Raw genomic sequence first — 22946 nt, 5'->3', positions numbered from 1 at the left:
TTTTAATCTAAAACAATATTAAATGTAGTGCCCCTATTTACTTCACTTTCGACAGAAATAGAGCCGCCCATGGCTTCAATTTGAGCCTTGGTCAAAAACAGCCCGACCCCTTTCGCCTGTGGGTGCCGGTGAAACACTTTGTTCAAGCCGAACATTTTTTTACCGTATCGCTTTAAGTCAATACCAAGACCATTGTCACGCACCCTAAGGTTGGTCTTGCCCTCTTCTTGCCATGTTTTTATATTTATAACGGGCGACCTGTCTTTAGCTCTATATTTGATGGCGTTACTTATTAAATTTAGAAAAATACTTTCTAAATAGACATTATTATAAACGATTTCTGGGGCTTGGCCGAAATCAGATATGATGGTCGAACCAGTATTTAAAATTTCTGCAGCTAAAATTTCCTTCGTTTTCTCAAGTATATCTTCAAATGGAATGCTTTTTTTATTTTTTGCCGTTTCGCTCTTAATTCTTAAAGTTTCGACTAGCGTATCTAAAGTAGAGGATAAATGCTCAATTACTTTTTCAAATTTCTGAAACAGAAGAGCTTTTTTATCATTATCATTTTCTTTATGATATAAATCTAGAAGTGCGTCAAGGTTGCTTACGGGGGCCCGAAGGTTATGGGAGGTAATGTGATTGAAGTCTGAAAGTTGTTTGTTCTGAATTTTTAGCTTTCTTGAATTTTCACGAAGCTTTTTGTTCGTTTCCAATATACGGTCTTCTGCATTTTTTCTTTGGGTTATATCTTTTATTGCGATCGATATTAGTATGCCCTCAGAAGTTTCAACAGGTCCGAAACTTAATATTATCGGTACTTTTTCACCATTCTTCGTGAAAACATAAAGCTCTTGGTTTTGAATTTTAGTTACTTTAGAAGTGTTTTTTAGAAACTCTTTGGCGTACATATCATAAAGCCCCCAGAAATTTTTGGGATAAATTGTGGTGATATGTTTGCCAATTAGCTCATCTGAGCCATAACCTAGCAAGATTTCGGTCTGCTTGTTAATGATTTGTATATTGCCGGTGCGATCAGTAATAACCATGGCGTCTGGTGCCGATTCTAAGAGTCCACGAAACTTCGTCTCGGCCATGCGCCTGTCGGTTACATCTTGCGCCGAGCCAACAATCTCTACCATATCATTTTTATCGGTAATTAGGTCGCCGACAACTTCTAAAATTTTTATCGTACCATCTTTTCTGATAATTCGATGGCTGAATTTTTTGAATTTTTTGGTTTGAAGTATGTTATATATCGTTTTCGTTATCGATTCTCGATCCTCTGGGTGAACACACTGCATAAAACCATCATAAGTCAACTCTTTGCCTAATTCTAGGTCTAATATGCGATAAAAGTTATCTGAAAGCTCAAAGTTTTCACGAAGTTGACTCCATTTCCAGTGGCCGATGCCGCTTAGTTCTTCGGCCAAATTAAGCAACTGGTTCTGCTGTAAGATATCTTGCTGTTGTCGAATGTTTTCGGTAATGTCTTTTGTTGAGCCCATCAAGGCCGTTACTGTTCCCGAATCATCTAACAGTACTTCGCCCAAAATCTCAAGCGTTCGTACGGTACCATCTCGCCTCAATATTCTATGTTCGAATTTATCGAACTGTTTTTTCTTGAGAAAATCATATAGCTTTGACTTTACGATTGCACTATCTTTTGGGTGTACGCGTGTTTGATAAAGGGGGAAGGTTAATGAGGTCTCAGGTTCAAAATCTAATATGCGCAGCAGGTTATCTGAATACTCCATAGTATCCAAAGTGATATCCCATTTCCAATACCCGATGCCCGAAAGTTCTTCGGCAAATGTCATCATTTGATTTTTTTGGATGAGCTCTTGCTCTTTGGCCACTTGATCTGAAATATCTTGACAGGTGCCAAGCATTTCTACTGTTTGACCTTCTTTATCGGTCAATACCGATCCTATGGATTTAATTGTTTTGATACTGCCATCTTTAAGTTGAGCACGATATACAATTTCGTTAAAAGCTTTATTCTCAATTGCCTGTTCAATTTTCAATCTAATTCGGGGCCTATCCTCTTTATGAACATAACTTAGATATTTTTTAAAAGATAAAGCCTCATTCTTATCATGACCATACATTTCATAGAGATGGTCTGACCAAATGAGTTCATTGGTCTTGAGTTTCCATTTCCAGTTACCGATTTTTGCCATTTTTTCAGCAGTGTTTAATTGCTGATTCTTGTCGATTAGTTCTTTCTCTTTGGCCGCTTTTACGGTAATGTCATTAATCGACCCCTTTAACTCAAGAGTATGGCCTTCATTATCTTTAAGCACTTTTCCTAAAATTTCTACGGTCTTTACCGTGCCTTCAATTGGTACGGTGCGATGAACGATTTTGGTAAAAGTTCCTGACTTAACAATGTCGTCTAATTGTGACTTTACAGCTTCGACGTCATCTTCATGTACTTGCTCAATGAACTTTTGAAAGTTGACTTCTTCACCAAGATCAACACCATATACTCGATAAGTATTGTCTGACCAAGATGCTTCACCAGTAACCACATTCCATTGAAAGAAACCAAAATTGGCGAGCTGCTCTGCAAAAGAAAGTTGTTCGTTTTTTTGCTCAAGATCATTTGCACTAAGAATATCATTGGTGATATCTTGTGTAGAACCCATTAACTTTATGGTACGACCTTCTTGATCGACTACGGCCTCGGCAATCGCTCTTAAGTGGTGAATGCTTCCATCTTGATGTACCGAACGGTGGGTAAATTGCTGCTTCTTTCCAGTTTTGAAGGTCTCTTTGGCCTTGTCGATTACCAATTGCCTATCTTCAGAAATTATAATATCTAGAAAGTTTTCGTATGATAGTTTAGTACCTTCTTCTATATCGTAAAGTCTATACATCGTATCAGACCACTCAATCTTATCATCTTCAAGATTGATTGTCCAATATCCTAAATTAGAAAGTTCTCCGGCAAAATTTAAAAAGGCATTTTTTTGCTTTAACTCTTGTTCTCTGCTTATGGTTTCTGTAATATCCTGAGTGGTACCTACTATTTCAATAACTTCACCCTGTTCATTGCATCTGACTATTCCGTTAGCTTGTAAAAATTTTAGTTTTCCGTCTTGAGGTTTAATTCTATAGGTGAATTTTTCAAATGATTTAGTTTTAAGAAAGTGCTTTGTTTTTGATGACATCATCTCTTGATCATCAGGGTGAACAATACTTAAAATGAGCTCAAAATCGATAGGGATGCCTATATCGATTTGGTAGATGCTTCTTAAATTATCTGAACAGATAAACTGATTTTGAACCACATTCCATTGCCAATAACCGATTTTTATCATACCCTCGGCCAAATCCCATTTTTCTTTGAACTGATGAAGGTCGTTCTCGGTTTTCTTGCGATGGGTGATATCAATTAACCCGCCAATAATAGATGTTACTTCGCCGTTCTCAACAATGGGTTTGCAAAAAGACCAGACAAAAACCTTTTTACCTTTCGCAGTAACTGCTTCATAATCTAGTTCGTAAGGTTTAGCTGTTTTGCATATCTTTTCATAGATATTGTATATTTTTTGACGAATAAAATCGTTTTCAACAAAATGGAAGGAGTTTTCTATATCTGGTTGAAAATCATCGGGTACTTCAAGAATTTGTCTTAGAACGTCGTTCCAATATACTTCGTTCGACTTTACATCAATTTTGTATACGCCAATTTTCGAAATCCCTACAACGGTACTAAGTAGTTCTAATAAATCTTTTTCCTTAAAATTACTAGTATCCATTCTTCTAAGAGGGCATATTGAGCTTAGCCATGGGGAAACTGGTTACAGCTATAGATTAGAACGAATTTAAAAAAATTGTGAGTAAATAACTACAAACAAAAATAAAAATTGCCTAGGCCCTCTTATAAGGCAAATGTTTAGCTTTTAAGTTCTAGAAGCCCCGCCCTTTCTAATAGTGCCTCGACCCTAGGTTCGGCCCCTCTAAATCTTTTGTAGAGTTCCATTGGGTTTTCGGTGCCGCCTTTAGATAATACATGGTCTTTGAACTTTGTGGCAATGTCTTTGTTGAAGATGCCATTTTGTTTGAAATATGCAAAGGCGTCGGCGTCTAAGACCTCTGCCCATTTGTAGCTGTAATACCCAGAGGAATAGCCCCCTTGAAATATATGTGAAAAGGCTGTGCTCATACAGGTTTCGGGCGTTTCAGGGTACAAAGAAGTATTTTCAAATGCTTTTTGTTCGTGCTGCTTCACATCGTCGATAGCAGAAGGGTCGATACCGTGCCAAGACATGTCTAGCAGCCCAAAACTAAGTTGACGTAAGGTTTGCATGCCTTCTTGAAAGGTGGCCGACTCTTTAATTTTTTCAACATACTCCATCGGAATTAGTTCGCCCGTATCGTAGTGATGTGCAAAAAGCTCCAATGCTTCTTTCTCGTAGCACCAATTTTCCATAATCTGGCTGGGCAGTTCAACAAAATCCCAATACACCGAAGTTCCCGAAAGGCTCGGGTAGGTGGTGTCGGCCAACATACCGTGAAGCCCGTGACCGAATTCATGAAATAGTGTAGTCACCTCATTAAAGGTCAATAAAGAGGGTCTACTCGGTGTAGACCTCGTAAAATTACAGACGTTGGAAATATGCGGACGGATGTTCTCACCCGACTTCACATATTGTGACTTATACGAAGTCATCCAAGCACCACCACGTTTACCCTTTCTCGGGTGAAAATCGGCATAGAAAAGTGAGATGAAGTTTTTATGTTGATCATAAACTTCGAAGGTTTTGACTTCATCGTGGTATTTGTCGATATTATCGACTTCAACAAACTGAAGACCGAACAACTTTTCGGCAACTTGAAAAACACCCTTTATTACGTTCTCTAATTTGAAATAAGGTTTTAGTTTCTCATCGTCTAAGTTGAACAGTTTTTGCTTGAGTTTTTCTGAGTAATAGCTGCCGTCCCATTTCTGTAACCGGTCAATGTCGTCAATTTCTTTAGCAAAATCTTCTAGCTGTGTAAATTCTTTTTCAGCAGCAGGTTTGGCCTTCTCTAATAGTTCGTTCAAAAAGAGGTGAACCTTTTGCGGCGTTTCGGCCATTCTTTCTTCAAGTACAAAGTCTGCATGCGTTTTGTACCCTAGTAAATTAGCCCTTTCAAAGCGTAGGTTGACAATTTTCAATACCGTTTCTCTATTGTCGAGTTCATCACCATGAAAACCTTTGCTGCCAAAGGCCAATGCAAGTTCTTGACGTAGTTTACGGTTATCGGCATACTTCATAAAAGGTATGTAACTCGGGTAATCTAGGGTTACTAGCCAACCGTCTTTGTCTTTAGATCGGGCCAATTGCGCCGCAGCCTCCTTTTCGCCTTCCGGTAAACCCTTTAAATCGTTTTCATCAGTAAGGTGCAGCTCATATCTGTTGGTTTCGGCCAATACATTTTCACCGAATTTCAACTTCAATTTTGAGAGTTCTGCGTCAATTTGCCTTAAACGTTTTTTCTTTTCTTCAGGTAAATTAGCGCCATTTCTGCTAAAACTCTTGTATTTTTTTTCAAGAAGGGTTGTCTGTTCGATAGTCAGATTCAGAGCCTCTCTTTGTTCATAAACATTTTTGATTCTCTTGAACAATTGTTCGTTTAAGGTGATGTCATTACTGAACTCCGATAGCAGAGGTGAAATCTCTTGCGCTATTTTTTGTATCTCTTCGTTGGTCTCCGCTGAATTTAAATTAAAAAAAATACTCGAAATTCGATCCAATTGCTGACCCGAAAACTCTAAGGCTTCGATGGTGTTCGCAAACGTGGGCGTTTCTTCATTATCAGTAATCGCGTCGATTTCATGTCGGGCATCTTTCATAGCCTGCATAAAGGCCGGTTTAAAATGCTCGTTCTTAATTTTGCTGAATGGAGCTGTATCGAATGATGTCAGTAATGGATTTGTCATATTATATTTTTATACGATCGGTCTTTGACTGAAAGTACGTGGTGAATAAATCTATTGCGAATGCTATTGCCGCCATTACGAAAGATAACAGCGCCCCATTTAAAAAGGCGTTGTTTCTATCCGGGTCTTTAAGTAACCGATCTCTTAAACTTCTATACTCGGCGGTGTATTCATTAATATCTATTAGTCCGTTATGGTTAAGGTCAAAAGCTTCTAATTTAAAACTTAAATATTGGGCTTTAACCGCCATTACGATTAATATGAGCACATACATCGAGAAAAATAAAATTCCGCTTCGCCAGAGGCACCTCCAATAGGTATTCGAAACATTTTTTCTCAAATATAGAAGAAAGGCGATTCCGATAATACCGATTACAAATCCTATAAATGCTGGGGTGTTCATTACATTAGAAGTTTATGCTTTCAAGCTTTTGGCTCCTTCGATTACCTTAGTTTTAAGACTCTCTTTGTAAGAGATGATTTTTTCGAGAACCGTAATATCGTTGCTTCCGATAATCTGTGCTGCAAGAATACCTGCATTCTTTGCGCCGTTGAGAGCCACGGTAGCTACAGGCACACCACCTGGCATTTGAAGAATAGATAGCACAGAGTCCCATCCATCAATAGAATTACTGCTTTTTACGGGTACCCCGATTACCGGTAGCGGAGACATTGATGCTACCATGCCCGGTAGATGAGCTGCGCCACCCGCACCGGCTATAATTACGGAATAACCGTTTTTGTGTGCACTTTTACTGAAGTCGTATAATTTTTCAGGAGTACGATGGGCGGAAACGATATCTACATCCACTTCGATTTCAAAGCTTTTTAAAATATCTATTGCGTCTTGCATTACGGGCAGATCACTGGTGCTGCCCATTACTACGGCTACTTTACTCATAATTATTTACTAATCACTTTAATAGTTTCTTTTACCTGTTGTGCTATTTCGCGTGCTTTTGCAATGTCTTGGTTCACAATGGTCACATGCCCCATTTTTCTAAATGGTCTTGTTTGTTTTTTACCATAAATATGTGGGGTCACGCCCTCAAGACCAAGAATTTCTTCCATATTATCATAGTGCACATCACCCGTGTGGTTCTCTGCACCGACCAAATTTACCATTATACCGGCAACCTTGCTTTTTGTGTTTCCTAAAGGTAAGTTAAGAATTGCTCGAATGTGCTGCTCGAATTGGTTGGTGTAACTCGCTTCAATGCTGTAATGGCCACTATTATGGGGCCTTGGAGCTACTTCGTTTACCAAAATCTTATCGTTTTGTGTCTGAAAAAGTTCGACCGCCAATAAGCCTACATGTTCTATTTTCTCTGAAACCTGTAATGCTACTTCTTGAGCTTTGCGTGCAACATCCTCATTGATACGGGCAGGGCAAATAACATATTCGACCTGATTGGCTTCGGGATGAAACTCCATTTCTACGACCGGATACGTTTTCACTTCACCGTTGGCACTGCGGCATACGATAATCGCAAGTTCGTTTTTGAAATCGATCATTTCTTCGGCGATACATTCCCCAGAAGGTAAGGTATCTAAGTCTTCTAACTTTCGTACGACCTTGACCCCTTGACCATCATAGCCAAATTGAGCGGCTTTCCAGATAAAAGGAAATTTTATTCCACCATTTTCGATACTGTCCTCGATTTCGCTTTTGTAGGCAAATCTGCTAAATTCTGCGGTAGGTATACCGTTATCTACATAAAACAATTTTTGCTTTGCCTTGTTCTGTATAATACGAAGAGCTTTGGTCGGTGGGTAGACCGTTTTACCTTCCTCCTCTAATTTCTCAAGGGCATCAAGGTTTACGTTCTCGATTTCAATGGTAAGTACATCTACATCTTTGCCGAAATTAACTACGGTATCATAATCCATCAAACTACCTTGTACAAATTCGTTACAGGCAATTTTGCAAGGCGCTTCGTTCGAAGCATCGAGCACCTTGGTTTTGATATCAAATTTTCGTGTTTCGTAGAGTAACATCTTCCCTAATTGACCACCCCCAAGAATGCCGAGGTTGAAGCTAGAAGAAAAATAATTTTTATTGTTTTTTACTGCCATGTTCATCGCTTGTTGGCACAAAAATACATCGAATTCCCAAAACCGAGGTCAGGGTGTTAAAAAAGAGAAATCAAAATGCTATATTTGGCAATTCCCAAAAGTTTTGGCATTGATAAAACTGCACGACAAACACTTTAAAGCATTTTTGAGCGAAGCGCAAATAGAGGCTGCGGTAAAGAACGTGGCTGAAAAAGTTGCTGCCGATTACAAAGATGAGGTACCCATATTTGTGGGTGTTCTCAATGGAGCCTTTATGTTCGTTTCCGATTTTCTGAAGCATTACCCTTACGATTGTGAGGTGTCTTTCGTAAAACTAAGTTCGTATCAAGGCTTGACCTCCACAGGTATTGTTGAAACTCTTTTAGATGTTTCTGAAGATATAGAAGGTAGAAGTGTGGTGATTTTAGAGGATATTATCGATACGGGAAGAACCCTTAAAGAATTGGTTCATCTTTTTTCGAACGCCAACGTCAAGGAGTTTAAGATTGCTAGCCTTTTTTACAAATCGGATGTGTATAACGGGGAGTATGCCATTGACTATTGGGGAATTGAAATACCGGATAAATTTATAGTGGGCTATGGTCTCGATTATAAAGAACTTGGCCGTAACCTCAAACAAGTTTACCAACTAAACCAAAAACATATGATCAATCTCGTACTGTTCGGGAAACCGGGTGCCGGTAAAGGTACCCAGGCAGAATTTTTAAAGGAAAAATACAATTTAAAACACATCTCTACCGGAGACCTTTTTCGGTACAACATGAAAAATGATACCGATTTGGGCAAATTGGCCAAATCTTATATCGATAAGGGTGATTTGGTACCCGATGAGGTTACCATCAAAATGTTGGAGGATGCGGTCGATAAGAACCCCGATGCAAGTGGATTTATTTTTGACGGCTTTCCACGAACTGCTGCACAAGCAAATGCTTTAGATAAGTTTTTAGCGGGAAAAGATATGAAAGTGGATGCCACTATCGCTCTTGAAGCAAAAGACGAAATCTTGATACAGAGATTGCTTGAACGGGGTAAAGTTAGTGGTAGAAGTGATGACCAAGACGAAGATAAGATCCGTAATCGATTTGATGAATACAATGAGAAAACGGCCCCCCTTAAAGACTATTACGAAGAACAGGGCAAGTTTCATAGTGTCAACGGTATTGGGGAAATCGATGAGGTTACCCATCGCCTAGGTAAGGTAATCGAAGAGTTATAATTCATTTAAAAATGAAAAATCTGGACTGGCTTAAAACTGTAGTCATAGCGATTGCAATTATCATTGCAGGTTACTTTGTGGGTAACATGCACCGTATAGGCAAGCAATACGACCGCTACGTTCAGGTAAAGGGGCTTTCAGAACGTGAGGTGAATGCCGATTTGGCCGTTTGGCCTATGACCATATCGTTGACGGGAAATGATTTGGTAACCTTGCGAAAAGATATCGAAGAGCAGAACCTACAAGTTTCACGTTTTTTTAAGGAGCAAGGTTTTACCGACGATGAACTTACCCGCGGTACTATAAACGTTACCGATGCCAGGGCCAATATTTATAATAACAATGCTCAGCAGAGTCAATATCGGTATTTGGCCAATTCTGAGATTACGGTGCGTACTTCAGATATTTCTCGATTGCAAAAAGCGTTGGCCGAATCGACCGAACTTATTTCTGATGGAGTATTGTTAGGTTCTAAAAACACTTGGAGGCCCATTGAGTATATTTTTACCGGTTTGAACGATATCAAGCCCGAAATGGTCGAAGAGGCCACTAAGAATGCACGTGAGGTAGCGGAAAAATTCGCCCGTGATTCGCAGGCAAGTGTGGGCGAGATACGGGTTGCCAGACAAGGGCTTTTCTCCATAAGTGACCGAGATCAGAACACGCCCCAAATTAAAATAGTAAGAGTGGTCAATACCATAGACTTTCAGTTGAAAGATTAGTCTTTAAGAAACTCCGCATAATATTCTTAGATACCTAAACGTCCCTTTTTAAAAAGGGTCAAACGAATTGCGTACTTTTGTAGCTCGTAGAATCCTAATTTTTAAACAGTAAGATGACCGAAGGCAATTTTGTAGATTATGTGAAGATTTATGCCCAATCAGGTAATGGTGGTAAGGGTTCGGTGCATTTACATCGCGAAAAATACATAACTAAAGGTGGGCCAGATGGGGGTGATGGCGGTCGAGGTGGTCATGTTATTATGCGCGGGAATGAAAATTTATGGACACTCGTAAACTTTAAATTCAAAAAACATTTTAGGGCCGGTCATGGTGGGCACGGCAGTAAGCAACGAAGTACTGGCGCCGATGGTGACGATGTATATTTAGATGTACCGCTAGGCACTGTGGTGAAACATGCAGAAACGCAAGAGGTTCTTTTTGAAATCACCGAACATGGTGAAGAAAAAATTCTTGTCGAAGGTGGTATGGGCGGTCGTGGCAATTGGCACTTTAAGAGCAGTACCAACCAGACCCCAAGATATGCCCAGCCAGGTATACCAGGCCAAGAAATCGATGTTATATTTGAATTGAAAGTCTTGGCAGATGTGGGGCTTGTGGGTTTTCCTAATGCCGGAAAATCTACATTGCTTTCGGTAATTACTTCCGCTAAACCTAAAATTGCCGATTATGAATTTACGACGCTTAAACCCAATTTGGGTATAGTTGAGCATCGAGATTATCAAAGTTTTGTGATGGCCGATATACCCGGTATTATTGAAGGCGCTGCCGAGGGTAAGGGATTAGGTCATTATTTTCTAAGGCACATTGAGCGAAATGCGACCTTGTTATTTTTGATACCTGCAGATAGTAAAGACATCGGAAAAGAGTATCATATACTTTTAGATGAACTACGAAGGTATAATCCTGAATTATTGGATAAAGAACGTCTTATAGCCATCTCTAAAAGTGACATGTTAGATGATGAATTAAAGGCCGAGATAAGGGTAGAGCTTGATAAGGAATTAGGGAATGTTCCCTATCTATTCATATCCTCAGTTGCCCAGCAAAACATAACCGAGCTTAAAGACAGACTTTGGGCTATGTTGAACAATGAAAAAGTGGTCGAGTAGTTAGTTGATGCAAAATACATGATATGCGAAAATTGATTCTTTTATTACTCGTTGCCCTGATATCATCTTGCAAAACCGTTCAGGTGTATTACGACTATGATAAAGAGACCGATTTTTCGAATTATAGTACGTACAACTATTATCCTGATATGGAGACGGGCCTGAGCCAGTTAGATGAAAATAGGTTGTTCGATGCAATCGATGCAGAACTTCAAGTGAAGGGAATTCGTTTTTCCGAAGACCCTGATTTCTATATCAATATTAAGACCCGTTTTTTTAGACAGGCCCAAAGCAATACCGTTGGTGTGGGAGTTGGTGGAACAGGCCGTTCTATCGGTGGGGGACTTTCTATAGGAATACCGGTAGGGCAACCCGATCAACAACGAGAGATTCGTTTTGATCTGGTCGATAGTAAAAAGGACGAACTGTTCTGGAATGCGGTCAGTGAAAGTTCATTCAAAGAAAATCTGACTCCCGAAAAAAGGGAAGCTCGAATTAAGGAAATAACAGCCAAGGTCTTTTCCAAATACCCTCCTAGAAAACAAATCAAGTAAGTTAAATCTTATAATGATTCAATATTAAACGACAGTTGGAGTGAGAATACTTCAGCTGTTGATATTTTTCACATTTACAACACATCAAATTCTATATTTTTAGGTATTCTTTTTAATAAAGCGATTCATAATTGAATGGTATATTTAAGAAGACCCCGGCAGACCGGTTAAGGTTTGAAACCTTTATATATCCTTATTTTATCGTTCCCGACCATGCGCTCTAAATAGAATTTTGAAATGCCTAGGCTTGCCCTTTACTATGTTGAAAACCATAAGATTGAGATAGTCAAGACTTTTCTCGGAAAGGAAAAAGTGCTAGTGAACGGTGCTAAAATATCGGAGAAAAAGTCAATGAACGGGGTGCAGCATGTTTTTATATTAAATAAGAATAAGTTTCGTATTGTAAGACGTCACCAGTCAAAAGTAGGTAGTATGAATACCTATGAGATTCATAAAGATGAAGTGCCCGTAGCACTTATTAATGTCGAGCAGAACAAGGCCAATCATATTCTTATTCTCATTATCATCGTTGGTATTGGATGCGGTTATCTCTTTGGAGCTTTTGTGTATCAATTGTTCGTAGGCCCATCGATATCATAAGTTGAGAATCGGAATGTTAAAATAGCAACTAATCCATATTTTTTACAGACACCCGAGTACCTTCTGAATGACTAGAGAATTCAGGAGCATACATACTTTGTATCGTGGTGATTCCGTTACTGAAGTTACCTGAGTTATTGACCCGAACGTCATATTCAAATACAAATACCCCTTTAGGTAGATAATCGAAAAAGAAATTGGTGCTCGCATCTTTGGTACTTTCATAATACCCTAGACCATCTTGCCATTTATAGGCGGAAATTACATTTATGGGTTCGGAGCCTGCTGCCCGCATATCTTTCATTTGAACAAACTCCATATCACGATCAGCTCTTAATTCAATTCGTACCCTGACAAGGTCTCCTACTTTTAATTCGGTTTGGGTATCTATTTTAAATAGTTTTTCACCGGTCTCGGTATTCCTTTTTAAGAATATGTCTTTTCTTAATTTTAAGGGCGTTTCGGCGGAAGTTATTTTGTCTAAATCTTCAAAATACTGCCAATATAGAGCCCCCCAAGCGATTCCATCGGTAGTTTTACTCATTTGTACTTCTGCCATATCTGAAGCTATTTCTGAACCGCTCCAAGAAGTTTTAAAGTAGCCAGTACCTGCTTCAACTTGAACCGCTTCTAATTTTTCAGGTGAAATTTTTTGGCCTCCAATAGATACATTTACGGCATCGTTTACCGAAAGCCAATCTGAACCTTGTAAGAGTAGGGCATAGACGGCTTCGGTGGTAGCTTTCGTGGTGCTCCATTGATTGGTCTGTTTATTTTTTAGCAGCCATATTTTCAGTTGGTCTGCGATTTCAATATCATTCTGAACTTCTTCAAAGGCTTCAATCATCAAGGCTTGAGTCTCAATTGGTGCTTGGTACCAATGCCATGAAGTCGTGTTTTCCTTCCAGTACATGCCTAATTCATCAGAGGTGATACTATTTTCTTTCAGACTTCTCAGAATTTTTTGGGCAGTATCTGAATCATTGTTTCTATATAGAGTCAGGGCTAGCATTCCCTTGGCAGAAAGATTTTTTTTAGTCCAGTATTTTTTAGCCTGTTTCTGATAATAATTCTTAATCTCAAGCACTTTTTCCGAGAGCGGAATTTCGTCAAAAAAGCTGCGCATGTATAGATAGTGAATTTGCGTTTGGCTTAAATGATCATCATTTAAATTTTTGGCGTGTTTTTTCATCTGTTGATATTCTTCAACAAACGCTGAATCTGAATAACCTATAGACATTTCGAGCATCGATTTTATTTCTTCAATTTCAGATAATACATTCAGTTTTTTAAGATGGCCGATTCCTGTAACTATATGCTGAGTTATAGTTCGGTTATCGGGCCCTCCACTAAACCAGGCCCAGGCTCCTGATGTTTTTTGGTTATTCTTTAATTTATTCAATGAAGCGGCCTGCTCATTTTTCATTTTATTGAGATTGAACAACAGTCCTATGCGTTTTTTTTGTTCTGTTTCCGACTGTGCGTCTCTCAACCAGGGGGTTTCTTGAATCAATAATGACTTTAGTTCTTCGTTCTTTTCCAAATTGCTAATGAGCGTTTCTGAACTGGCCCACTGATTGAAAACCTCTTGTATTCTTTTATTTGAATTGGCGATATAAGTCGCCAAGCTGTTGGCATAGTAGCGTGCAAATATCTGTTCGTTGCATTCGAAGGGGTATTCCATCAAATAGGGTAGTGCCTGTACGGCGTACCAGGCCGGGTTAGATGTAATCTCTAAACTTAGTTTGTGATGTTGTAAACTCGTCGATGTGTTATTTCTTAATTTTTGAAGCACAAACTTTTTAGTCTCATTGCCCTTGACCCACATAGGTAGGGTTTCGGTAACAAGCATACGATTGGTCAGAACCGGTAATAAATTCTGTTCGCCATCACTAAAATCACCCGCTTTGGCAATAATTTTATATTGAACCGCCTGTAAGCCTTTAGGTATTTTCAATCTCCATACAACTTGGGTGTTGCCTAAAGAATCGAACTTAAAAGATTGTATCTGTTCTTCGGATGAAAGATTTATTAATTTAGAAGTAATTTCTTTGTTAGATACTGCATCAACAAGCTCGATCCTAGCATTGCCGGAAAGATTTTCATTCGTCAGATTTGCAATTTTACTGCTAATTGTAATTTCATCACCTTCTCGCAAAAACCTGGGCGTGTTAGGTATTACCATCAATTCTTTCTGAGTAACCGTACGAAGACTCGTTATCTTGCTCTCTAGGTTTTTGGTATGTGCCAAAAGCTGTAGTTTCCATTCGGTCATTGCTTCGGGACTGCTGAAACTGAACGAAACATTACCTTCGCTGTCGGTGTTGAGTTGGGGTAAGAAAAAAGCCGTTTCTTGAAGATTTTTACGAATAGGTACATCTTCAAACTTGGTTTCTTGCCCTAGTTGTTGTTGAGGTGCAGTGTTAACTTCATTTTCTCCATTTTGTTCCTCATAGCCACCGGTTACAACTTCATCCAAACTGGCATCTGATGACTCGATTTCCATTACTGCCGAAGCCATGGGTGCCGACTTTTTCATAGCGTTGCCGGTGCGGAAACGACTGATATTTTGGCCGAGATAGAACCCAAACCATTGGAATGAATCATACCGTTGCTGTGTGAAACTATAGAGGTCATTTTTTACGTACGCTCTAAAATTGCTGGTGCCATAGCTTGTGTTTGCGTTACTATAGTTTCGGGAATAATAGGTAGACCTGCCTAAAGGGTTAAAGTTCCATGAATTAGGGCGAAAGGCGTCTAACGAAGTATCGTACATACTGGCCAATAATTCAGCTGAAACTTTTTCTCCTTCTGGTCCTTTTATTTTAAACGACCAGGTTTCATCGATGCCTGGGTGAATTTTGTCCCGAAAGGTGTTGGTCTCAATTTCGAGGTCCGTAGAAGGATATGGTACCGATATCTGGAGTGAACCCGATTCAAATGAATTAAATGCGGAAAAACTGTAATTGATAGCAAAGCCGCCCAAATCATCTTCGTTTACCGGAACCGAGAAAGACTTTGAATTATCACTTAATGAAATCAAATAGGAGTCAACGATTACGCCATGTTTTTCAATGAATACAGAGATGTTCAAATCTTGGGCATTTGATGATAGTGTTACATCGACTTTATCTCCGATGGTATAGGTTTCCTTATCGGTTTTGATATCAAATAATTGATTGTCGGCCAATTTTTTATCTCTTTTACTTACTACAGTAGTTTGGGTAACATCTTTTACTACTTGGCCGAATTTATCTTTGGTCTCTAGTTCAATGAGGTATTTGCCCGAGGACCATTTTTTAAGGTTTTCGAGCTCAATCTTTTCTGATTGGTCTGTATGGAATTGAGTTTCCCACACCATCTTTCCTTTTTCCCAATTCTTGGTGTTATGCTCATTCGTAAAGGCATCGTGAGGAAAAAGAGTTTTAAATTCCTCTTTCTTCCAGTTGTTGTAATCCGGGGCCGACCACGGTCTTGGGCGAAGCACATAATCGGGTGCGACCAACTTATAGATTTTAATAGTGCCTTGAGCAGGTACAGACTGGCCATTAAGGTTCTGGGTCGATACAGTTAATTGATGATCGTCATTTTCTTTGTCTAGGTACTCTGGTATCTGTATTGTGGCATTTAAAGTGTGATAACCTACCGTTACTATTGTCGAGGTGCTTCTGGTTTCTCCATTAATGTCGGTGACATCCGCTGAAACTACATATTGAAATGTAGGCAGGTTTTCCTTTGAAAGACTATTATCAGGTATGGCCTCAAATTTAATCTCATATTCACCATTACTATCCGTTAACGTTTCTCCGTAAGCAATTTCTTGGGGAGATATGTTAGAGTAAGGGCGCGACCAATAGTACCATCTTGGAAAATAAACAGAACGCTTGACCCTGTATGTTACTTTAGCATCGGTTATTTTGCTACCGGCAAAGGCATTCGCTTTTCCTTTTATCATGACGGTATCGTTAACTTTGTAAGTCTCGGTAACGGGTTCGAATGCTGTTTCGAATTTCGGTCTTTTATATTCTTCGACAGAAATAGAAGCATAGCCGTTCAATAAAATGTCGTCACTGTGCGCCTCCAATGAAAAGTTTCCGGTCAGCCCAGAATTTGGAATAATGAATTCTCCAGAGAAAGATCCGTATTCATTGGTTTTAAATTTACTGCTGCTTACCGTTTGTCCGTTAACATCGATTAAATCTACAGTAACAATGGCTTCGCTAAGAATCGAAGCGCCTTTTTTTCTATTCTCAATCGCAATACCCTTAAAATAAAGAGGCTGCCCAGGGCGGTAAATACTTCGATCGGAGAATAAAAAACAAGAGTAACTTTTGAGGTTTTCAGAAGGTTCTTGCTGCTTATTAATATAGTATTCGCCAAAAATAGCCTTTTCAGAATTGTGTGATACAGTTATGGAGACATTGCTCCAATTTTCATCGGACAGATTTATATGTATGGCACCCATATCATCGGAAACGAAATTTTCCTTTTTACGAGGTTTGTTATAGTTTTCAAGGTAGGAGACCTCTAATTTTGCTTTTTTGATGGGTTCGCCATTATTTCTATTTATAACTTGAAACCTAGAACTAGAGTTGTTGATTTTGGTTTCTATTAAAGCCAAGTCGGTGACTTGTACCGGACTAAAGGCGAATGATGAAGTATCATCTTTAGGGTTAACTAAAATTAAATACTGTCCGTTTGGCATAGGCGGAAAGAGAACTTCCATGCCATGTTGTTGATGGTCATCTTCATTTTTCAGATTGGCTTGCCACCTCTTTTGAACCTCAAGCTTTTTAATGAAAGCTAATTGCTTTTTTTCTTCATAGAGCTTGTTCAGTTCTTTAATTTCTGTTCGGGAGATTTTGTAGGCGGCGAGTTGTAGACCTTCAATGTTTTTATATTTTACCAATAGACGGGCAGGTTTATCTATTGGGATAAATTTTTCCGTGACGATTTGCACGCTTTTTGCCAGGATTCTTGATTTTAGTGCCTTGCATTTCTCGGCTGCACTACTTTCAGGAAATTTAGAAATTACCTCGTCACAAATAGCAAGGGCTTCTTGCTGTTTCCATCGAGAGTTTTCGTTCTGAGTCTGAGCATATGTATTTCCCTGATTGTGGTACTGCTGGGCAATTTCATGCAGATATTGACCCGATAATTCATGCTGTTTTAGGTTTTCTGCAGAGTTCTTGAGTACTTCAAGATATATGTCGTTTTTATTTTCGAATACCGCATGTTGATGAATAAAACGTAATCTTTCAAGGTCGACATAAACCAATGCTTTTAGCTCAGGGTCGGGAAAATGGAATTGCAAAAGTTCTTGATAGGTCTCTAGGGCCTTGAGCTGCAATGAAGTCTCATCTTTACTTAGTAAGTCTATTTGCGTAAATTCATAGGCTTCGCAAAGTATTTGTTGACGGTCTATTTCAAACTTGTCCGCTGGTCGGGTTACGTTGTTTTCACTACTCTTGTAGAAATCAAGTGCTGTATGGGCCAACAGGTCAAATAGGGTGGGGCGATAATCTTCTGAGTTATTCTGATTATTTAAGATGTAATCAAATTCCATAATATCTAAACCTTGAAGCGCTTCTTTATTTAAAAGGGAAGCATTGAACTGCGTATCGATTTCTTTGAACAGAGTAGATAGGTCCCACGTTCTGAAATCGGTGGAGTCTACCTTGTTCTGGGTCTCCGTTCGGTTATAAAAGCGGTAGCGGTTTTGCTGAAAATATTGCCAGTAAAGGTTTGCTAAATAACTTTCAAGTATATTTTTTGTAGGAGATGGTACCTTTTCTATTTCACTTTTAAAACTATTTATTATACCAAGTTGAGACTCTTCTTCAAGTACCATTGCATACTTCGAACGGTAGAGTAAGGTTTTGACTATTTGATTTGAATTATCCTCTTTAATGGCCTTTTCAGAAATGACTTTTACCGCCTCGAGTGCAGATTGCGTTAAGGCTTGACTTTCTAGCTTTTGCACATTCTTCCAGAGAGTTTCGTAAGAACTGTTGTTTTGTGCTATGGCCATCTGTGAGAAAAGAAATAGGGTTAATATCAGTGATAGTTGCTTCATAAGAATAAAATTACGGGATAAAACTGCTCAAAATCGATGCCAATCAAAATATAAAATGAGTAAACGTGGCGATTTGGTTAGGGAATATCTAGTTTGGAGTACGGCAGGCGAAATTGTATCGAAGGTCGAAAGAGTCAAGAATAGAGTTTTTTAAACACTTGACACCCTTGGTAAGCACTTACTTTTGAATAGAATTTTAACCCCCGTAAAATGGACAATCACTTTTTAAGCACTTGGTCTTCTTCATTAAAGTCAACTTTTGTACTGCTGTTTCTTCTTATCGCCCTACTGATTCTAGCGTCTTAGGCTTACAGACTTTTTAATAGTCCACCATCTATCGGTATTTGTGTCCCGGTAATATATGCGGCATTATCTGAGGCTAGAAAAGCAACTAGGTATCCATATTCTTTGGGATCTCCGATTCTCTTTACCGGCACTTTTGACTCCATATCAGCTCTTACTTCGCTTTTTTCAATTCCCAGTTGTTCCGCCTTTTTGGTATTCAATTGTTCAATACGTTCGGTATCAAAATAACCCGTGAGTACGCTGTTCACGGTAATTTTGTCTTGACCTACATCTGTAGATAAAGATTTGGCCCAAGTGACTACCGCCGCGCGTATCGTGTTCGATAGCGCTAGATAAGATAACGGTTCTTTTACCGAGACCGAGGCTACGTTTATGATTCTTCCCCACCTGTTTTCTCTCATGTTCTTAAGCGCAAGTTCAGTGGTGAAGACCACTGTTTTAAAGAGCAACTCGAAGGCTTCTTGATAATCGGCTGTTTGCTTTTCCAGCGCATTTCCTGCTGATGGCCCCTGCGTATTATTTACGAGAATGTCTACGGAATTGCTTTCGAAGAATTTAGAGATGAGAGACTTATATCCTTCAAAATCAGAAAAATCAACTACTAAATATTGATGCTCTTGACCTTGCTCGGTCGGTAAATCGGAAACGATTTGGCGAAGTTTATTATCATTGCGTGACATCAAGGTTACGCTAGCCCCGCTTTCTGCGAGCTGTTGTGCTATCGCTTTTCCGATTCCACCACTACTTCCGCCGACTAAGGCTTTTTTATTCTCTAAAGAAATATTCATATCGACGTCGAATTAGGTATTAATGCTATAAGTACTCTTCGCGCACAGGACTAAATATATCCATCAATCTACAATCGGTCAAAGCTTTTCCGCTATGTACTGAATAACTGGGAATTACTACAATATCGTTTGGTAGATAGGTTTTCGTCTCTCCATCTAAAGTAAATTCAAAACTGCCCTCTAAAACTTGCATGACCTGTTCGTGCATGTGCGAATGCTCGGGCACTTCAGCACCTTTTTTGACCGTCCAATAGGCAATTGACATTTTGTCGCCATGAACCATTTTCGCGTGATAGCCGGGAATCAGTTCTTTAGAAGGTATGGTAGAGAGGTTCAAATGCATTTCAATTTATTTTGTAGAACTAAGATAAGTGAATAGATTACAAAAGAAAAAGCCCTGAAGGTTTTAAACCTTCAGGGCCTTGAAAAAACCACTATGCTACTTACTATTCCCACTTTACGACCACAAGCTCACAACGACGGTTCCACTCATGATCTTCTTCAGAACAGCTGTCAACTGTTTCACATTTCACAATAGGCTGCGATTCGCCATACCCTTTGGCAATTACATTACTCTTATTAATACCGTTTTTAACCAAATATTCTTTGGCCGCATCAGCTCTTTTTTGAGATAGCTCTTTGTTGTAGGCGCTATTGCCCCTAATATCGGTATGTGTGCCGATTTCGATGACCATACCGGGGTTGTTCTTCATGATTTCGACTAACTTATCTAGACGTTGTCTAGCTTCTCTGCGTACGTACCATAGACTGTAATCAAAATGAATTTCACCTATTTCAACTATTGTACGGTTCTCTTTTTTAATAATTGCATCTTCTTTAGCAATTACTTCTTCAATCTCTTTTTGGCGCTTTTTCTTCTTTTGTTCTTGGGCTAGAGCCTGCTTTTTAATGCTTTCCTTTTCTTTTTTGATACGCTCTTGCTCTGCCTTTACTTCTTGTGCTTTTTTACGCTGGGCTAAGGCGATGGCTTTTTCTTCAGCCGCTTTACGCTCTTTTTGTAGCGCTAGGGCTTTCTGTTCTTCTATCACTTTTTGGGATAGAAGCTCTAGGGAAGCATTTTTGGTTGCCTTACGAACACCATCGGTTATAACAGTTTTTAGACCATTTTCATATCCCTCTTTTTGTGCCGTAACTCGGTATGAAGAATTACAATCTACCCTAAATTTGAATGAACCATCTTGACCTGTGAAGAGCTTTTCTATAGTTGCTCCTTCAAGTTGTACCATTTCAACGCTCGCGCCTATAAGTGGCTTTCTAGTCGTCTTGTCGGTTATCGTACCGGCAATATATTGTAGGCAATCTTCAATGATCAGGGGTCTAGTTTCCGTGAAAGAATAAATATCATCACTACCTTTTCCTCCAGGGCGATTCGAGGCGAAGAAACCTGCTTTGCCATTTTTTTCCATTGAGACCGAAAAATCATCATATCCACTGTTCATCGGTAAGCCGAGGTTATCAGGTTTTGAGAAATCTCCTTTATCATTTCTAGAAATAAAGATATCTAGTAGCCCAAACCCAGGATGCCCGTTCGATGAGAAATAAAGATTACCGTCTCCATCAATAAATGGAAACTGTTCTTTTTTGTCGGTATTGATTTTAGCGCCTAAGTTTACCGGGCTGCTGAAAAATCCATCTTTTTGAATGGAAACGTAGTAGAGGTCGAATCCTCCATAGCCACCTGCTCTGTCCGAGGCAAAATAGAGTTTTGTTTCATCAGGGCTCAATACGGGGTGCTCAGTAGAAAAGTTGTGACCATTAAAGGGTAATTCCGTAATGTTTTGCCACTCTTTATCTATCCATTCTGCTTTATAAAGTTTAAGATTGCTGATTTTATCGTCAGTTTTCTTTTTACTATTTCTGGTGAAATAAATGGTGCTTCGGTCTTTAGTGATGGCAAAAGTACCTTCGTGCAAGTTGGTATTGATGTTTTTTGAAAACGACGTACTCAACGAGTCACCTGCTTGAAGTTTTTCTTTCGGATGGGTATAAAAATCAAGATAGTTTTGATTGTTCCAACGGTACAATTTACCTAACGCCTTAGCTTCTTTTTTTGAAGCACTGTAGACTAATACGGAATCGACGATAGCTGCACCAAATTCTGAGGTACTTGTATTTAGTGCTAAATTTTCAATATCGAACCGCTCGCCGATAGCTTTTATATTTTCAAGGTAAGTACTGCCTGCTTTAACTTGCTCGGTTCTGTCGGAAAGGTCTTGATCGGTATAATAATCGATTAAAACCTGGTCTGCCTTTTCATATTCACCGATAGCCTTTAAAGATTGATTGAGCTTAAAATAAAAGTTCTCGTCAATGTTTTCACCGTAGTTCGAGACTAAGTATGCATACCATCGAGCAGCTGCTTTCATGTTAAAGGTGTGGTAATAACTATCAGCTAAATTTTTAAGAAGCTTTGAGCTCTTGTTTCTGGGCAGCAATTCTTCGTATAACGGAATAGCATCGCTATAATAGGCCCTACTAAAATATAAGTCTGCACGTTCTAGGTCGTCTTGTGCTTTTATCGAAGCAATTGACCCCAAAGCGAATAGTATGAACAATAGTTTTTTCATATTAATAAAATCTTGGGGATTTATCATAGCCTTTACCCAAACCAAGTAGGTCAAGGTCGAAGAGCACGAATATTTCATGTGAACCGGCACTGTAGTCGCTCAAGTTTGATAGGGTGTAATCATACGCATACCCTATTCTTAGTGCTGGTAAAACAGCAATATTGAACATTGCGCTAACCGAATCTTCGAGACGATAAGAAAGTCCACCCTCGATTCGGTTATAGAAAAGAGCGTTCATAGAAAGGTCGACGGTCAAGGGTGCCCCTTCTACTATTTTTGCTAGAAGTGAGGGCTTTAGTTTAATGTCTTGATTGAGCTCGTACACATAGCCTGTGGTTAGAAAAAAATGTATTTTCTCAGAACCAATTCGATTGATACCGTCTCTGTTCTCTAAATGCTTAGAGGTGAGTAGGTTTGGGGCCGATATGCCGGCGTAAAAATGGTTTCGATGGTAAAATGCGCCCACACCAATATTTGGAAAAGTGTTGTTCAGATTTTCGTTGAAAGCCTCGTCATCTTGAAATTCTGGTAGCACGAAACCGTTGAAATTGGTTTCAAACGTGGTGAATCCTCCTTTGAGTCCCAGAGAAATATTGCTTTTTTCATCTAACTTCAAGATATAAGCGAAATCAGCATAGATGTTATTTTCTTTCAATGCTCCATCACCTATTTTATCAGAAACAAGTGATAGCCCCATTTCAATGGACGGGCTCATAGGGGCATGGGCGTAGAACGTTAAGGTTTCTGGGGCGCCGACCGTATTTTTCCATTGAGAGCGATAGAGTGCGCCAAAATTCAGCCTACCAACGTCGTTAGTAGTATAGGCGGGGTTGATTACGCTCATGTTGTACATGTACTGCGTATACTGCGGGTCTTGTTGCGCTAACAGCATTGACTGCCCGAATAACAGTATCCATATGATGATGTAGAGATGCTTCACTTTTTCGTTTTATAC

General features: G+C 39.3%; 15 protein-coding genes. 5 read left to right on the top strand and 10 right to left on the bottom strand.

The annotated features are described in order from the left end of the window. Positions 1–2: 2 nt before the first annotated feature. The 5 genes from IV512_RS07455 to IV512_RS07435 all read right to left on the bottom strand — a co-directional run bounded on the left by IV512_RS07455 (position 3) and on the right by IV512_RS07435 (position 8011). Entirely contained in the window at positions 3–3767 is a 3765-nt protein-coding gene (locus IV512_RS07455) for a PAS domain-containing protein (RefSeq protein ID WP_209402053.1), read from the bottom strand. Positions 3768–3904: 137 nt separating this feature from the next. Then, on the bottom strand, positions 3905–5935 hold the full coding sequence (locus IV512_RS07450) for a M3 family metallopeptidase (RefSeq protein WP_209402052.1): 2031 nt from the start codon (positions 5933–5935) through the stop codon (positions 3905–3907). A 1-nt stretch (position 5936) separates the two neighbouring features. Further along, the gene (locus IV512_RS07445; RefSeq protein WP_209402051.1) at positions 5937–6338 is read right to left on the bottom strand and encodes a hypothetical protein; all 402 of its coding nucleotides are present in this window, start codon (positions 6336–6338) and stop codon (positions 5937–5939) included. 12 nt (positions 6339–6350) lie between these two features. Beyond that, positions 6351–6836 carry a 5-(carboxyamino)imidazole ribonucleotide mutase gene (purE, locus tag IV512_RS07440; RefSeq protein WP_209402050.1) on the bottom strand — a complete coding sequence of 162 codons (486 nt, stop codon included), beginning with the start codon at positions 6834–6836 and terminating at the stop codon, positions 6351–6353. 2 nt (positions 6837–6838) lie between these two features. Then, positions 6839–8011 (bottom strand): 5-(carboxyamino)imidazole ribonucleotide synthase, encoded by a 1173-nt coding sequence (locus IV512_RS07435; protein ID WP_209402048.1) that lies wholly within the window; start codon positions 8009–8011, stop codon positions 6839–6841. Positions 8012–8120: 109 nt separating this feature from the next. Between IV512_RS07435 and IV512_RS07430 the strand changes: the two genes are divergently transcribed. The 5 genes from IV512_RS07430 to IV512_RS07410 all read left to right on the top strand — a co-directional run bounded on the left by IV512_RS07430 (position 8121) and on the right by IV512_RS07410 (position 12233). After that, positions 8121–9227: an adenylate kinase gene (locus IV512_RS07430; protein ID WP_209402047.1), complete on the top strand. Its 1107-nt coding sequence runs from the start codon at positions 8121–8123 to the stop codon at positions 9225–9227. A gap of 11 nt (positions 9228–9238) precedes the next feature. Next, complete coding sequence (locus tag IV512_RS07425) at positions 9239–9949, top strand: SIMPL domain-containing protein (RefSeq protein ID WP_209402045.1); 711 nt, start codon at positions 9239–9241, stop codon at positions 9947–9949. Between the two features lie 113 nt (positions 9950–10062). After that, positions 10063–11079, top strand: a complete 1017-nt coding sequence (gene obgE, locus IV512_RS07420) for a GTPase ObgE (RefSeq protein ID WP_209402043.1) — start codon at positions 10063–10065, stop codon at positions 11077–11079. A 23-nt stretch (positions 11080–11102) separates the two neighbouring features. Further along, positions 11103–11633 (top strand): DUF4136 domain-containing protein, encoded by a 531-nt coding sequence (locus IV512_RS07415; protein WP_209402041.1) that lies wholly within the window; start codon positions 11103–11105, stop codon positions 11631–11633. Between the two features lie 237 nt (positions 11634–11870). Beyond that, positions 11871–12233: a hypothetical protein gene (locus tag IV512_RS07410; RefSeq protein ID WP_209402039.1), complete on the top strand. Its 363-nt coding sequence runs from the start codon at positions 11871–11873 to the stop codon at positions 12231–12233. A 28-nt stretch (positions 12234–12261) separates the two neighbouring features. Here the strand turns inward: IV512_RS07410 and IV512_RS07405 are convergent, their stop codons facing one another. From IV512_RS07405 to IV512_RS07385, 5 genes are all read right to left on the bottom strand, one after another. Continuing rightward, on the bottom strand, positions 12262–18309 hold the full coding sequence (locus IV512_RS07405) for an alpha-2-macroglobulin (RefSeq protein WP_209402037.1): 6048 nt from the start codon (positions 18307–18309) through the stop codon (positions 12262–12264). 308 nt (positions 18310–18617) lie between these two features. After that, the gene (locus IV512_RS07400) at positions 18618–19403 is read right to left on the bottom strand and encodes an SDR family oxidoreductase (RefSeq protein ID WP_209402035.1); all 786 of its coding nucleotides are present in this window, start codon (positions 19401–19403) and stop codon (positions 18618–18620) included. 25 nt (positions 19404–19428) lie between these two features. Further along, positions 19429–19746, bottom strand: coding sequence for a cupin domain-containing protein (locus IV512_RS07395; protein WP_209402033.1), 318 nt, complete (start codon positions 19744–19746; stop codon positions 19429–19431). Between the two features lie 103 nt (positions 19747–19849). Beyond that, positions 19850–21991: an OmpA family protein gene (locus IV512_RS07390; protein WP_209402031.1), complete on the bottom strand. Its 2142-nt coding sequence runs from the start codon at positions 21989–21991 to the stop codon at positions 19850–19852. A gap of 1 nt (position 21992) precedes the next feature. Continuing rightward, on the bottom strand, positions 21993–22931 hold the full coding sequence (locus IV512_RS07385; protein WP_371743273.1) for a type IX secretion system membrane protein PorP/SprF: 939 nt from the start codon (positions 22929–22931) through the stop codon (positions 21993–21995). Positions 22932–22946 lie beyond the last annotated feature (15 nt).

The organism is Pseudozobellia sp. WGM2, assembly GCF_017810075.1.
In the GTDB taxonomy this organism is placed as follows: Bacteria; Bacteroidota; Bacteroidia; order Flavobacteriales; family Flavobacteriaceae; genus JADNYK01.
Note: the sequence above shows the minus strand (reverse complement) of the source record. Positions and strands in the feature narration are given on the sequence as shown.

What these genes read in the sequence shown, in the direction of transcription:
- IV512_RS07445 (WP_209402051.1), bottom strand. Translation starts at nt 6,338, where the DNA reads ATGAACACCCCAGCATTTATAGGATTTGTAATCGGTATTATCGGAATC.
- IV512_RS07395 (WP_209402033.1), bottom strand. Translation starts at nt 19,746, where the DNA reads ATGCATTTGAACCTCTCTACCATACCTTCTAAAGAACTGATTCCCGGC.
- IV512_RS07390 (WP_209402031.1), bottom strand. Translation starts at nt 21,991, where the DNA reads ATGAAAAAACTATTGTTCATACTATTCGCTTTGGGGTCAATTGCTTCG.
- obgE (WP_209402043.1), top strand. Translation starts at nt 10,063, where the DNA reads ATGACCGAAGGCAATTTTGTAGATTATGTGAAGATTTATGCCCAATCA.
- IV512_RS07425 (WP_209402045.1), top strand. Translation starts at nt 9,239, where the DNA reads ATGAAAAATCTGGACTGGCTTAAAACTGTAGTCATAGCGATTGCAATT.
- IV512_RS07415 (WP_209402041.1), top strand. Translation starts at nt 11,103, where the DNA reads ATGCGAAAATTGATTCTTTTATTACTCGTTGCCCTGATATCATCTTGC.
- IV512_RS07410 (WP_209402039.1), top strand. Translation starts at nt 11,871, where the DNA reads ATGCCTAGGCTTGCCCTTTACTATGTTGAAAACCATAAGATTGAGATA.
- IV512_RS07455 (WP_209402053.1), bottom strand. Translation starts at nt 3,767, where the DNA reads ATGGATACTAGTAATTTTAAGGAAAAAGATTTATTAGAACTACTTAGT.
- IV512_RS07400 (WP_209402035.1), bottom strand. Translation starts at nt 19,403, where the DNA reads ATGAATATTTCTTTAGAGAATAAAAAAGCCTTAGTCGGCGGAAGTAGT.
- IV512_RS07435 (WP_209402048.1), bottom strand. Translation starts at nt 8,011, where the DNA reads ATGGCAGTAAAAAACAATAAAAATTATTTTTCTTCTAGCTTCAACCTC.
- IV512_RS07405 (WP_209402037.1), bottom strand. Translation starts at nt 18,309, where the DNA reads ATGAAGCAACTATCACTGATATTAACCCTATTTCTTTTCTCACAGATG.
- purE (WP_209402050.1), bottom strand. Translation starts at nt 6,836, where the DNA reads ATGAGTAAAGTAGCCGTAGTAATGGGCAGCACCAGTGATCTGCCCGTA.
- IV512_RS07450 (WP_209402052.1), bottom strand. Translation starts at nt 5,935, where the DNA reads ATGACAAATCCATTACTGACATCATTCGATACAGCTCCATTCAGCAAA.